This window comes from Paenisporosarcina antarctica (assembly GCF_004367585.1).
In the GTDB taxonomy this organism is placed as follows: domain Bacteria; phylum Bacillota; class Bacilli; order Bacillales_A; family Planococcaceae; genus Paenisporosarcina; species Paenisporosarcina antarctica.
Map to the genome: position 1 here is coordinate 2,988,939 of NZ_CP038015.1, position 13,068 is coordinate 3,002,006.

Consider the following 13,068-nt stretch of genomic DNA (forward strand, 5'->3'; position numbering starts at 1 on the left):
TTACTGAACCTTCGTTCGAAATTTAGTTGGTGAATCTCCGGTGTAACGCTGAAAAGCCGTGGAAAAATGGGCAGCGTTTTGATACCCAACAGATTGAGCAATATTGATCACTAGTAAATCAGTATGTTGAAGTAAATGTTTCGCTTTAGACATTCTGACATTTGTTAAGTATCTTGACGGTGATACTTTCGTTTCTTTCATAAACACTTTCTGCAAATAAGTTGAGGAAACAAATAGTTGTTCAGCCATGTCTTTCAACGTCAGAGGACTTGTTAATTGTAATTCAATGATCGAAAGGGTCTTATTAACGAGTTGTGTGTTCGGATGAGTATAAATCAAGTCTTCAGGACGACATCGTTTACACGGACGATAACCGGCATCCTTAGCAGAACGCAGTGTAGAAAAAATAGAAACATGCTTACGAAGAGGCATTTTAGAATGACATGAAGGTCGACAAAAAATTAATGTGGTGGAAACACCATAATAGAACTGTCCATCAAATGCATCATCATTGTTTGCAACTGCGACCCATTCAATTTCTTTCATATCAAGTGCCTCCTTTTTTCTAATAGTATCACAATTTAATTGGACCAAAATTGAATGACAACAATTGAAAAGCAAATATCTCAAAAGTTTTTTATAATGGTGAAAAGGAGGTTGCTTATGTTTACAGGTTATGTTGAATCACCTATTGGATTTATTGAAGTAAAGGCTACTCAATCATCTCTTCTATCGGTACTGTTCGTTGAAGAACAACAACACAGCAATGAAAATGATATAGTGAAACATTTTAAACAAGAAATTGATGCATATTTTAAAGGACAACTAACATATTTTACATTTCCACAATTAAGTGGCACACCTTTTCAACTCCAAGTGTGGAACGAACTAACACATATTCCTTTTGGTGAAACGAGTACGTATTCTGAAATCGCTCAGGTGATTGAAAGAGATAAGGCCGTTCGTGCTGTTGGAACTGCCATTGGAAAAAACAAATTAGCTCTAGTTATTCCATGCCATCGAGTAATAGGAAAAAATGGTACGTTGACTGGATTTGCATGGGAAACATGGCGAAAAGATTGGTTGCTTGCACACGAAAAGAACCATTCACAATTGTGATCCCACTGAAATTATTACGCAATAGATCAAGAAAGTAATGCATACCAAACATTTCATGGCCATGAGAGACAGTATTAAGTTCATTTTTGAAACCATAGCAAGAAAAACAGGAAATCGAGTCAAAGGTGAACACTTCTTCAATAGGAAGTACTACTTTTTAGTTGGTTGAGTCGATTTTTCATTTGAATAGACACCTTTGGCTTTGATTACAGCACCTTCTTTGTCCTATTGGAGCAACTTCTGCTTTGATCGGGGCAACTTTGGTGCTGATTGGTGCAACTTCTGCTTTGATTGGAGCAACTTTGTGTCCAATTGGGACAACTAACCAATTATCTCCTAATTATCGAAACTCCAGAGGAATCATGACCACTGAAAAACTTCAAGGCGACATTTCGTTCGATTTTGAATGAACGAAACGTTGCCTCTTTCTTTCGTATTGCTTACTGTACATCCTTTATGAACGAAGGTTTACGGATTCTTGATTTGAAATCATCAAGAATCAAAATTATTATACTTATAAAAACAGGGAACCTTGCCTCGATAATAATCGAGGAATGGCTCCCAAATTTAAACAATTCAGTTTTTTTCGTGGTCTCACATTTGTGAATGGTTATTTTCCTTTATGACCAAAGTTCATATACTGATAGCGTCCCAGAATAATTTGATAAATACCAAATAAAATGAATCCAAGGGAAACGATTATTAGCAAATACTGACCATATGGTTGGTTAGCCAGTTCAGATAAAGCACCACCGAGACCTTCAGATTGTTCTGGATTATGGCTATAAGCTGTTTGAATAAAGAAGAATCCAACCATATTTAATACGAGGCCACGTGCCATTAATCCAACTTTCCCAGAAATGCGTGCCACTTTACGTTCTGTGGCATTCATGTCAGTCGTAATAAATTTGCGCATAAATTTTTCTTTCGCTCCATTAAAGAATTCAGTGAGACCATATCCAATAATAATAACGCCTAATAAACCGATTAACCAAACCCCATAAGGCTGTTCCATTAATTTTCCGGATAAGATTTTCTCGGTATCGTCACCTCCAGCTTTACCAGTATGACTCGCTAACTTAATGGCACCAAAAGCTAAATTCGCATAAATAATAGCACTGATAAAAAAACCAGTCCGCCTAATAATACCTTTTGCATCCTTGCCTTCGTTTTCAGGATCTTTAAGAGCCTTGATAAAATCCCACAAGATAGATCCAATTAAACCTATTCCAATTATCCACAAGACTACTTCCCCAAACGGCATTTCAGCAATGGATTGCAATGCACCACCAGTTCCAGTAGTCTCTCCCCCTGGTCCCACAGCAGCTAGTGCTGCCAGCACGCCAATCATTCCATAAACAATTCCTTTTGACATACTACCAAAGCGGCCGAATCGACGTACCCACGGTTTTGCTTCCCTTATCTTGTCTACTGCCTGTGCTTTTGATGGCGTGCTCATATAGGACACTTCCTCTGTTGTTATCATACTATCATCTTATTAAAGTTCCCTTTTTAATCAAATTAGAAACCTATTAAATGAGGTATTTTATGGAATACTGAGAAATTATTATGGCATTAAAGTGATCCCATTTTTATTATTGAAATATATACCAATTTTCTTAATAATCAATTATAATTTTCTAGAATCCGTTTGAAGGAGACTTCCATTGAAAAAATTATTGACGATATTCTTTCTAGCTTTATTAATTGTTGGTTGTTCTAACGAAGTCAATTCCAAGGAAACCACAAAAATTTTTAGCGAATTGGAGCAAAGTATCGTCCATTCCGTTATGGAGAACTTCGGCTATCGTCAAGAGTTCACTGAAGACGCTGTAAAACTGGTTGAATTTGATGAAAAGACCGAAAAATTGAAAATCATTGCCTACATTTATAGCTTTGATGATGAAACTTATGATGAATTCAAGGCAGACATTCTCGATAGCTGTGCAACTATACTTCAAGATGTAAAAAGACAACATGAAGTTCAAGAAGTGGTGTTAATAGTAGAAACGACCCTTGAAGATCGAGAAGGACAGCCGATTGATATGGCCATATTTAATATGGTGTTTGAAAGAAAGAACTTACAAAAAATTAATTTCCACGAATTGGATCCTTTACATCTCTCTAAAAAGGCAAACTTTTATATTGCACCACCAGTTACGATGTAAAAAGCCAAAACCGAGAAACTCGGTTTTGGCTTTTTTACTAGATAAGAAAATATGAGTTTTTTCGAGTAATACCTTCGTACTTGGAGTTGTTATGTCTAGCTCCAAGCGTCAACTCACACCTAAGCTTTGGCCCCTCATGCGGACACACGTTTCCAAATAGGTTCTTCCAGCGCCGGTGATGAGCTAGAGTGGCGCTTTCTGCTTTTCTTAATTTTCAGCGTGAGCAATCCAACCACCGAAAAGTGTTGTAGAAAAGAATTGTGTAACTCGATCAAATCCAGCTTGAGCTAGAAGATCTTCGATTTGAGCAGCTGAAATAAAGGACAGTTCACGGACTGATTCTTCCATTCCTTCCACATCTTCTTTCGTTAAATCTGTTAAATCTAGCCATATCGACTTCCATAAATTCATACATTCATTAAATTCTGGTTTTGATTGATCGCCAAACATCGTGACGAGTACAAAAGGTGATCCTGGTTGTAATTGTTCTTTCACTGTTTTTAGTAGGCTAAGCTTCTCTTCTAGCGTTTCGACAAAATGCAAAACTAGTAAGCATGTTGCGGCATTAAATATTTGTGTTAATTCTAATTCTTCAATCTTGCCAGCATGAATGGACACACGTTCTTCCATACCTTCGTTCTTCGCTTTTTGGAGGGCTACTTCTAGCATAGCTTCAGAAGGATCTACACCTGCAAAGGTCCACGTGGGATTAGCTGTTCCAAATGTCACAAATTCATTCCCTCCACCTGCCCCAATGACTAACACGTTTGCTGATTCTTTCACATGAGCACGTAAAAAGGACTGGACCATTCGAAACATGGCATCGTATGTAGGTAGAGCACGTCGAATTCCCTTATCATATTCTCTAGCCATTTCCATATCAAATACTAAATCATCTTTCACTATTTTTCCCCCTTTACTCGTTAACTAGCTATCTTTATTATGTGTTAATTTTTGAAAACTTACAAACCGATAGAGATTCGCTAACTTCAGAGAAGAAGTGTTACACTTTCAAAAGAAAAGCGGACCCTAACTAGACTCAATGACATGTGGAAATCACCATGTGCCCTTCACCTTCACTTGAGGATACGAAATAAAAAATCCGTTTCAAAGTGAACATTCTATAGCGCTCTTGCGTCTAGAAATAGATAATCTTGAGTGAAAGAGAACACCTTATACTTTACTTTCTTATCTTTTCAGTTAACCACCCTTTTGGAGGATGATATGCATGGAAAATACTAAAAGAACTCTAGGTCAAACAGACTTAAACCTTTCCCCCCTTGGACTAGGAACTTGGCAATTTAGTAAAGGATCTGGCGTAGTTGGAAAGTTTTGGGGATCCCTAGATGATGAACTAACCGAAGATATTATTAAAACATCTTTAACTGGCGGCATTAACTGGTTTGACACAGCTGAAGTGTATGGCGGTGGAGAGTCAGAAAAGATTTTAGCCAAAGCGCTTGGAAATATAGGTGCAACACATGACGAGGCAAAAATTGCAACGAAATGGTGGCCCTTGTTTAGAACAGCGAAATCTATAACGAAAACAATACATAACCGACAAGAGGCTCTAAATAATCGACCTATAGATTTATATCAAATTCATCAACCGTATTCCCTCTCTTCAGTTGATAAGCAAATACGAGCAATGATTGAACTAGTAAAGGACGGTCATATTAACCATGTGGGCGTTAGTAATTTCAATGTTGCAGCTATGGTCAATTCACATCGAATTTTGACTGAAAATGGACTTTCACTTGCTTCAAACCAAGTGAAATATAGCTTACTAGATCGCCGAATTGAAGAAAATGGAATCCTACAAAGTGCTAAAGAATTAGGGATTTCCATTATTGCGTATTCACCTCTTGAACAAGGATTATTAACCGGGAAATTCCATGATAATCCAGCTTTAATTCACGATGCCAAAGGACCACGCAGATTTCAACGTAAGTTTAAAGAAGCTGGGTTGGCTGAGTCAAAGCCACTCATAACATTACTCGATGCAATCGGTGAAAAATATAATGTGAGCGCTAGTCAAGTCGCCTTAAACTGGACCATTCATTATCACGGGGAAACGGTTTTCGCGATACCTGGCGCAACTAAAGTTCATCATGCACAAGACAATGTGGGTGCTTTAACCTTTAAACTGGACGCTTCCGAACTCGAAGAAATTTCACGTACTTCATGGAAAGTGATTGGGAAGAAAAAATAGGTACACCTTTTTTCACAACAATTTCCATGATGCTTCAAAATTTAATACTAAGCTACCAAGACGTCATTTTAAATGGCGTCTTTTTTAATTGATATGACTGTCAGCTGAAAATAGATTTACCATACTGTATCAACATTGGTTTCTGGGTCCCCTTCCAAATTTCCATTGAAAGCCCACTACTAAATATAACGACAAAAAATACCTAAATTTACCTATTACAACGTGAACCGCTATTTTTACAACGTGGAGGTCTATTTTTACAACGTCACCTTTCGTAATTACAACGTGACAGCCAAAATTTACAACTGAGCTATCGGTCGACACTCGATCCATATCTTATTGACCATGCATGACAAGTAAATAAAGGAAAAGCTGGAGAAATCTTTTTTCTGTCCAAAAAGACCAAAAAAACCTTGTAAATACAGTGTATCCGGAAATTTAATTGGAATAATATTCTACATAAAAAAATAATTTTTAGAATTATTTAAATTTTACTTGTAATTAGATTATTCACTATTGTATAGTCTTATACAAGAATGAATAAAGGAGTTCAAGTATGAATTCAATGTTATTACTTCCAAATACCGATGAAGAAATCATGGATATGCATGATGAAGATATCATCATTACAACGCGTGAAGGGAAAATTATTAAAGTAACGCAGATTAGTGGTGAGCATTACGGGTTGTCACCTGCACAACTTTTAGGTAAATCTGTTTTTGACTTAGAAGCACAAGGGATTTTTTCACCTGCAATTACACCTGAAGTGGTCAAGAAAAAGAAGAAAGTTGTCATTGTACAAACGACTCCATCCGGTCGAAAAGTATTAATTACCGGAATCCCACTTTTCAATGCTCAGCGTGAAGTTGAATTTGTTATTAGTTATTCTTATGAACTTTCTGAACTGATTGTCATGAAAGAGTACTTGCAAGATTTAGAAACTGAAATGAGCAAAGTAAAAGAAGAACTTGCCCATTTACGTGATCAACACATCCGAATAGATGGGGCAATTATGGAAAGTCAATCTTCTTCACGTGCAGTTAAAACTGCACTTAAAATGGCATCTTATGATGCACCAATTGTCATCCATGGAGAACGTGGAGTTGGAAAAATGACACTTGCCAAATTTATTCATAGCAAAAGCACGCGTCATGCAGATGCCTTTATCGAAGTGAATTGCAGTACAATACCTGAAGCTGTTTTTGAAATCGCTTTCACGGGTCAAGGTGATATTAAATCCCCTGGGTACTTATCTTTATCTCATGGTGGCACGCTTGTATTAAACGAAATAGATCAGATATCACTTGCATCCCAGTGCATATTGTACAAACATCTCCAACTGCAACAATCAATTAGAGTCATTGCTGTAAGTGAAGTTTCATTAGAAGACTTGGTCAAAAAAGGTTCTTTCCGAGAAGACTTATTTTATTACTTGAATCTCGCATCTATTCAGTTAAAACCCTTGCGTGAGCGCCCTGAAGATTTGGAAAAAGCCATTTCTCAATTGGTACAAAACTTAAATGAAAAGTATAAACAAGAAAAGAAAGTAGCAGATGACCTTTACTTACATCTTCTTCAACACGAATGGATGGGTAATTTTTGCGAACTAAAAAATGTTATGGAGCGCAGTTTTATTGAAAGTGAATCTACTGTAATCGCTCTTCACGATTTACCCATCCAATACCAACCCAGCGAAGATGAACAAATTGGTATAGAAATAGATGGGCAAACACTCCCTCATATTTTAGAATTTGTCGAAAAGAAAGTTCTTTTGAATGCACAAAGACGCTACAAAACCACAACGGTAATGGCTCAAATATTAGGTATTAGCCAACCATCTGTTGTTCGTAAATTAAAGAAATATGTAAATACCACCATAGGAGATGACATCGAATGACAAAAGTTCTACAACAAGACTTTCAACATCTAGTCGGATCGATAGCAAATTTACTTGCGCCAAGTATGGCGAAAGACCACCCCAACTTACCTGTCGTAAAAGCTGAAGGATGTTATTACTACGGAGTGGACGGTAAAAAATATTTAGACTTCACATCAGGAATAGCTGTTGAAAATGTTGGGCACCGTCACCCAAAAGTCGTACAAGCCATTAAAGACAGTGCTGACACATTAATTCATGGACCTTCTGGCGTTATAATCTATGAATCTATTTTAAAACTCGCATACGAATTACAACAAATCATGCCACCTAAACTTGATAACTTCTTCTTTGCAAACAGTGGTACAGAAGCGATTGAAGGAGCGATTAAGTTAGCGAAATATGCTACGAAACGTCCGTATGTCGTGTCTTTTACTGGTTGTTTTCACGGCCGCTCAATGGGTGCATTAAGTGTTTCAACTTCAAAAAGTAAATACCGAAAGTTTTTACAACCGTCTTGGTTAACGTACCAATTGCCATATGCTCACCCAGATGATTTGCCAGAAGGAGCAATTCCAGAAATCTTTTTCCCAGAAAAACTAGAGCGTGATGTAGAAAAGCTTTTTAACCATCAAGTAACACCTGAAGAAGTGGCATGTATCATTTTAGAACCTGTTTTAGGTGAAGGTGGTTATATTATTCCACCTAAAGAATGGTTAGCTAAAATAAGAGAAATTTGTGACCGTCATGGTATTTTATTAATTTTTGATGAAGTACAAACTGGCTTTGGACGAACTGGTAACTGGTTTGCCGCTCAAACATTTGGTGTAACCCCTGATATTATGGCAATTGCAAAAGGCATTGCCGCAGGTCTTCCATTGAGTGCAACTGTTGCCTCTAAAGAATTGATGTCACAATGGCCTCTCGGTACACATGGCACTACCTTTGGAGGAAATCCAATTGCTTGTTCGGCTGCACTTGCTTCTCTTGAAGTTTTAAGAGAGGAACGTTTACTTGAAAACGCAACAAACATGGGGGCATATGCTCTTGAGCAACTTGGTGAGTTGAAAAAGAAACACCACTTGATTAAAGAAGTTCGGGGCGTCGGCTTAATGATTGGCATTGAATTACAAGTTCCTGAAACCGGAAAACCCAATGGCCAAGCGGTGATGGACGTATTAGATGGTTGTTTAGAGCGGGGCGTACTTTTCTATCTATGCGGTAATTCAGGAGAAGTGATTCGCATGATACCACCATTGACAATAACAAAAGATCAGATTGATACAGGTATCGATGTTTTGGATCAAGCATTAAGTGACTTATAAAGCCTAAAGGGGGAAATCACATGACGACGATTAACAAAAGGGAAACGACGACAGTTTCATCATCAGCAACATGGAAGTTTATCATCCCATCACTTATTGGGGCATTATTATTTCTAGTTCCTATTAAATATGATGGCCAAGTAACAATCGTCATTGGGATTCTTGCTTCTTTTTTACAATCCACATTTGGCGAGTGGATTCCTGGTTTCGTTGTATTATTATTAGGTTTTTCAGCAGTCACTACTTTAGCAGCAACAGCTTTGAAACCAACATTTGTTAAAAATTCTCCATTTATGCGATCGATTTTCATTACAGGCCCATTTGGTCTGATTGTTCGTGTAGTTGGATTTACAGTTGGTATAATGGCTTTCTATGAAATTGGACCTGAATTTATTTCTTCACGTAATACAGGTGGTGTTGTGCTGTATGACTTGGCACCAGTATTGTTAACTTGGTTCTTATTTGCTGGTATTCTATTACCTTTGTTAGTTGAATTTGGTTTGATGGAGTTCGTTGGTGCTTTAGTAAATAAATTTATGCGTCCTGTATTCACATTACCTGGTCGCTCATCAATTGACTGCATGGCTTCTTGGATGGGTGCTGCACCAGTCGGAGTATTAGTAACGATGAAGCAGTATAATGAAGGCTATTATACAAAACGTGAAGCTGCTGTTATAGCCACAACATTCTCGATTGCTTCAGTAGCCTTTAGTCTAGTTGTTGCAAATGTTGTTGGAATCGGCCATTTATTCTTACCTTTCTATATTGCCATATCAGTTGCATGTGTAGTGGCAGCCATCATCATGCCACGTATTCCCCCACTATCTCGTAAAGCAGATACGTATTACGAGCCAGTTGGAAAACAAATTGATGATAATATTCCGGAAGGCGTTTCTTTAGTAAAATGGGGCTTTGAAGCAGCCCGATTAAAAGCAAGCAATTCAGGCAGCGTAAAGAAACTTGCAAAATCAGGTGCCGAAACTGTTCTAGACATTTGGTTAGGACTGATTCCTCTTGTAATGGCTCTTGGTACACTTGCACTTGTACTTGCTGAATACACGCCTGTATTCAAAATTATTTCATATCCGTTAATACCAGTTTTAACGTTACTTGGTTTACCTGAGGCCGCTGAAGCTGCACCAACGTTATTAGTAGGATTCGCAGATATGTTCTTACCCGCTATACTCGGGAGCGGTATTGAAAGTGATCTAACAAAATTCGTATTAGCTGGGGTATCGTTAACTCAATTAATCTACATGTCTGAAATCGGCATCTTGATTTTACGTTCAAATATTCCGGTTAACTTCTTGGAACTTGTGTTAATCTTTATTTTACGTACAATTATAACATTGCCAATAATTGTAATTTTCGCTCATATTTTTGTCTGATAGATTAATTAAAAACTGCCCCTCTTGTATTTAGTTTTAGACAAGAGGGGCAGTTTTTTTTACCCCTTATTTACGTATTCTGCATTATAGGAATTTTCTCCGGCATGAACTGCTAATAGGGTGTTCGAAAAACCTACGAGTCTATTCACTAATTCGTCGGCAATCGTATAAACAAGAGCGTGTAGCTCTGGATTGTATAATTTAGGGTCATCAAATATCACTGTAGTATTGATGTAAATTTCTTTATTATCATATAAGTCATAGTGAATGATGACTTTCCCTACTGCACCCCCTGTCTTTGGATCATGATAATTAGGCAGGAAGATGTACCACTCTTCAGCAGTAGCTGATCGAAAGTTTTTTGTGAATGTTAATCCACTAAGTTCCACCTGTATTTTTTCTTGAAATTCAGGTTGGATTACCTCTATTACTTTTTCTTTCCCCTCCATTATTAATCTCCTCTATATACGTATTTTAGACAAGTCCTTTGATGTAAAGATGTAGAACTGTGAAAACCATTTATTGACCAATCAATATTATCTTTAACATAAACTAATTGAATTACTCCTGAATTTCAAATGAGACAAGAAAAACCGGGCAAAATACGCCCGGTCCTTTAAGAAATTACAGATGATTTAAGTATCAGTTTAAAAGGATATTCCATACAGCATCAACTTTGATTTCCGGGTCGCTTAGGACGGCAATCTTCTACACTATAACCTGAAGAATAAGACAGCCTTCTATTTAAGTCTAGTGATTTCCTTTTCAGGCGGACGCTTTCTTACCACTAGTCAAGAGTTTTCCCATTTCTTTTTCAGAAAAAAATAGTGAAAATGAAATAGTAAGCGGTTGACTTCTGTTCCGTCGCTTGTTAAAAGATATTTGGCTTCACTATACCCTCAGAAATCATGATTTAACACACGGAACCGAAAAAATAAGCATAGTAAATAAACCTCACGATTTCTGTTTTTTTCGCAGGGGCTATTGTGCTATAGTTAGAGGAATCGTGTTACGAAACACTGCTGATTCGTACCGGTACAGGATGCCATTTTGGATAAGGTGAAATGCAACTTTCAAGAACTTATTCATACAGGCAATCATCGCAACCTTATGGAGCTTTCCATTGGGTTGCTTTTTTAATTTGTCGTAATAATCCACAATCGTATTTTGGGTCTTTGCCCGCAAGGAGATCATAGACCTGACCATTTGGAACAGGATTTTGCGCAGTCTTCTGTTTCCTCTTTTATTGATTTTATCCTGATGTTGGAGTTTGCCTGATTGATACCGTTGGATATCGATTCCTGCGTACGCATTGATTTGTTTCGAATTTTGAAAACGACGGATGTCACCTAACTCGCCAAGGATTTGAACGGCGGTGTTTTCACCGATTCCTGGAAAGGATTTGAGCACTTGAAATTCCACTCGATCTTTGGAAAGGTCGACCATCTGTTTGATGATTTCCTTTTTTTGAACCCGTAGTTCCTGAATGCGTTTGGCATATTGCTTCAAATGTTGACATCGCACATCTTTCGGTCCAATAGCCGAGTAGGAATTTTTAACAGCCATGAGAAGTAAAGTTGCTTTCTCTTCCGCTTGTTTGGCAGATAAGTTTTTGCGTGTTGCACGTTTGATTTGATCGCATAACTCCTCATTTGACAGTCCTCCTAAATAGGCCGGGTGCGGGAAGAGCTTCACGATATTTAAGAACAAAATGGAACTCTTCGAAAACACTTTTTCGAGCGTTGGAAAGCTCAACTGTAGGAAAGCGTGCAACCGATTAGAATGTTGACCGAGTTCTTTTTCAATATCCTCATAGTAGCGTCCCAACGCACGCATCTGTTCATAGTAGTCTTCTTGAATGTAGGTTTCTGGACGATCAATCCTAAAATGCGACCTGGCCAGTTCATGGGCATCACCGATATCCGTTTTCTGCCTGCGCATGGAGGCGGTTTGGAGTTTAGCCTCTAATGGATTGAGCCGGCTGTAAGGATACTGGTGTTCCTGAAGAAACTTCTCAAGACCTTGCGAATAGACACCTGTAGCTTCGAAAACAATTTCTGGAACCTGACCATCCTGTTCCGTTAAAGAATCAATGCGTTCTTTTAGCGATTGGAAACCGGTAAGAGTATGTTCCAATTCCCCTTCATACCTGCAGTGTTGATTGTGATCGTAGAGGACCATAGTGCTTTTTCCCATACTGACATCAAAAGCGATGACGTGTTTCATACTTCTCCTCCTGTTCATTCTTCATAGAAGTCCATCACAGTGCCTTATTGATTCCACTTTCTTATACACGGTCTCGAGGACCCAACATACTAAACTGATTCTTATAAGGGTGTGAAGTGAGTCGGTTTCCTGATTCGGATTCTCAGATCCCAGCGTCCGCTCGACTTCCCTTCACTTCTACAAAAAAATAGTAGCACAAACCATGGCCTTGGTCTGTGCTACTAATGTTAGTATGTTTCCGCGGGCGGTGCGTGAGTCTCCTCGTCGTTTGAAAAACCTATGCTCCTGCGGTTACTCGTCGCAAACGAATTGTGTACAATTCGTTTCCTGCGGGGTCTCACCTGGACTCGCTTTCCCGTTGGAGTCGCCGCCTTCCACTACAATCATTCACCTGTTTACAAATCAACAGTGATAACCATAAAGGATTAAAAATAAATATAAAAAATCCAATAAAGATTACTAAACAAGATATATCACTAAACAAAATTCACTTCCACTGAGAGGAAACTTGCGTTTCTAAAAAAGGAAATCACGACTTTGAATTAACGAGAGTCACATCAAATAAATTCCATTTTAGCATGTTCTCCATATACTAACACACCATGAACACTGGGTTCTTGACCATGGGGAACTTGAATCATATCGTGAGACAATAACCTGCCCCACTCTTCACTTTCACCTACTGAACATGTTGTACAGAAACGCCCTTTACATTGGTAAGCATCTTCCAAAAAAGCGCCAGGCTTCCAAAATT

At 38.1% G+C, this 13,068-nt stretch carries 13 protein-coding genes; 7 read left to right on the forward strand and 6 right to left on the reverse strand.

All coding sequences use genetic code 11. The features are described from left to right. On the reverse strand, positions 1-546 hold the full coding sequence (locus tag E2636_RS14390) for a bifunctional transcriptional activator/DNA repair enzyme AdaA (RefSeq protein ID WP_134210820.1): 546 nt from the start codon (positions 544-546) through the stop codon (positions 1-3). A 117-nt stretch (positions 547-663) separates the two neighbouring features. Here E2636_RS14390 and E2636_RS14395 point away from each other — a divergent pair, with 117 nt between their 5' ends. Beyond that, positions 664-1,119 carry a methylated-DNA--[protein]-cysteine S-methyltransferase gene (locus E2636_RS14395; RefSeq protein WP_134210821.1) on the forward strand — a complete coding sequence of 152 codons (456 nt, stop codon included), beginning with the start codon at positions 664-666 and terminating at the stop codon, positions 1,117-1,119. Between the two features lie 245 nt (positions 1,120-1,364). After that, positions 1,365-1,529 (forward strand): hypothetical protein, encoded by a 165-nt coding sequence (locus tag E2636_RS19060; protein WP_166669535.1) that lies wholly within the window; start codon positions 1,365-1,367, stop codon positions 1,527-1,529. A 200-nt stretch (positions 1,530-1,729) separates the two neighbouring features. Here the strand turns inward: E2636_RS19060 and E2636_RS14405 are convergent, their stop codons facing one another. Then, positions 1,730-2,578: a DUF1206 domain-containing protein gene (locus tag E2636_RS14405; protein ID WP_134210822.1), complete on the reverse strand. Its 849-nt coding sequence runs from the start codon at positions 2,576-2,578 to the stop codon at positions 1,730-1,732. A gap of 208 nt (positions 2,579-2,786) precedes the next feature. Here E2636_RS14405 and E2636_RS14410 point away from each other — a divergent pair, with 208 nt between their 5' ends. Next, positions 2,787-3,287, forward strand: coding sequence for a putative periplasmic lipoprotein (locus tag E2636_RS14410; RefSeq protein WP_134210823.1), 501 nt, complete (start codon positions 2,787-2,789; stop codon positions 3,285-3,287). A gap of 207 nt (positions 3,288-3,494) precedes the next feature. Here the strand turns inward: E2636_RS14410 and E2636_RS14415 are convergent, their stop codons facing one another. Next, positions 3,495-4,190, reverse strand: coding sequence for a class I SAM-dependent methyltransferase (locus E2636_RS14415; protein ID WP_134210824.1), 696 nt, complete (start codon positions 4,188-4,190; stop codon positions 3,495-3,497). A gap of 325 nt (positions 4,191-4,515) precedes the next feature. Here E2636_RS14415 and E2636_RS14420 point away from each other — a divergent pair, with 325 nt between their 5' ends. The 4 genes from E2636_RS14420 (at position 4,516) to E2636_RS14440 (ending at position 10,088) form a co-directional block, all read left to right on the forward strand. After that, positions 4,516-5,499 (forward strand): aldo/keto reductase, encoded by a 984-nt coding sequence (locus E2636_RS14420; protein ID WP_134210825.1) that lies wholly within the window; start codon positions 4,516-4,518, stop codon positions 5,497-5,499. A gap of 556 nt (positions 5,500-6,055) precedes the next feature. Next, positions 6,056-7,396 (forward strand): sigma 54-interacting transcriptional regulator, encoded by a 1,341-nt coding sequence (locus tag E2636_RS14430; protein ID WP_134210827.1) that lies wholly within the window; start codon positions 6,056-6,058, stop codon positions 7,394-7,396. Continuing rightward, on the forward strand, positions 7,393-8,700 hold the full coding sequence (locus E2636_RS14435; protein WP_134210828.1) for an aspartate aminotransferase family protein: 1,308 nt from the start codon (positions 7,393-7,395) through the stop codon (positions 8,698-8,700). Before E2636_RS14430 ends, E2636_RS14435 begins: the two co-directional genes overlap by 4 nt. Positions 8,701-8,720: 20 nt before the next feature. Further along, on the forward strand, positions 8,721-10,088 hold the full coding sequence (locus E2636_RS14440; RefSeq protein ID WP_134210829.1) for a YjiH family protein: 1,368 nt from the start codon (positions 8,721-8,723) through the stop codon (positions 10,086-10,088). Between the two features lie 59 nt (positions 10,089-10,147). Here E2636_RS14440 and E2636_RS14445 read toward each other — a convergent pair whose 3' ends face one another. From E2636_RS14445 to E2636_RS19065, 3 genes are all read right to left on the reverse strand, one after another. Continuing rightward, on the reverse strand, positions 10,148-10,537 hold the full coding sequence (locus tag E2636_RS14445; RefSeq protein WP_134210830.1) for a hypothetical protein: 390 nt from the start codon (positions 10,535-10,537) through the stop codon (positions 10,148-10,150). Positions 10,538-11,069: 532 nt separating this feature from the next. Beyond that, on the reverse strand, positions 11,070-12,314 hold the full coding sequence (locus tag E2636_RS14450) for an IS110 family RNA-guided transposase (protein ID WP_134209225.1): 1,245 nt from the start codon (positions 12,312-12,314) through the stop codon (positions 11,070-11,072). A gap of 557 nt (positions 12,315-12,871) precedes the next feature. Next, a complete protein-coding gene (locus E2636_RS19065) occupies positions 12,872-13,045 on the reverse strand; it encodes a hypothetical protein (protein ID WP_166669456.1) in 174 nt (57 codons plus the stop codon). Positions 13,046-13,068 lie beyond the last annotated feature (23 nt).

Bases quoted from the DNA above. Each gene is read 5' to 3' on its own strand.
- E2636_RS14390 (WP_134210820.1), bottom strand. From the start codon at position 546: ATGAAAGAAATTGAATGGGTCGCAGTTGCAAACAATGATGATGCATTT.
- E2636_RS14395 (WP_134210821.1), top strand. From the start codon at position 664: ATGTTTACAGGTTATGTTGAATCACCTATTGGATTTATTGAAGTAAAG.
- E2636_RS14405 (WP_134210822.1), bottom strand. From the start codon at position 2,578: ATGAGCACGCCATCAAAAGCACAGGCAGTAGACAAGATAAGGGAAGCA.
- E2636_RS14420 (WP_134210825.1), top strand. From the start codon at position 4,516: ATGGAAAATACTAAAAGAACTCTAGGTCAAACAGACTTAAACCTTTCC.
- E2636_RS14430 (WP_134210827.1), top strand. From the start codon at position 6,056: ATGAATTCAATGTTATTACTTCCAAATACCGATGAAGAAATCATGGAT.
- E2636_RS14435 (WP_134210828.1), top strand. From the start codon at position 7,393: ATGACAAAAGTTCTACAACAAGACTTTCAACATCTAGTCGGATCGATA.
- E2636_RS14440 (WP_134210829.1), top strand. From the start codon at position 8,721: ATGACGACGATTAACAAAAGGGAAACGACGACAGTTTCATCATCAGCA.
- E2636_RS14445 (WP_134210830.1), bottom strand. From the start codon at position 10,537: ATGGAGGGGAAAGAAAAAGTAATAGAGGTAATCCAACCTGAATTTCAA.
- E2636_RS14450 (WP_134209225.1), bottom strand. From the start codon at position 12,314: ATGAAACACGTCATCGCTTTTGATGTCAGTATGGGAAAAAGCACTATG.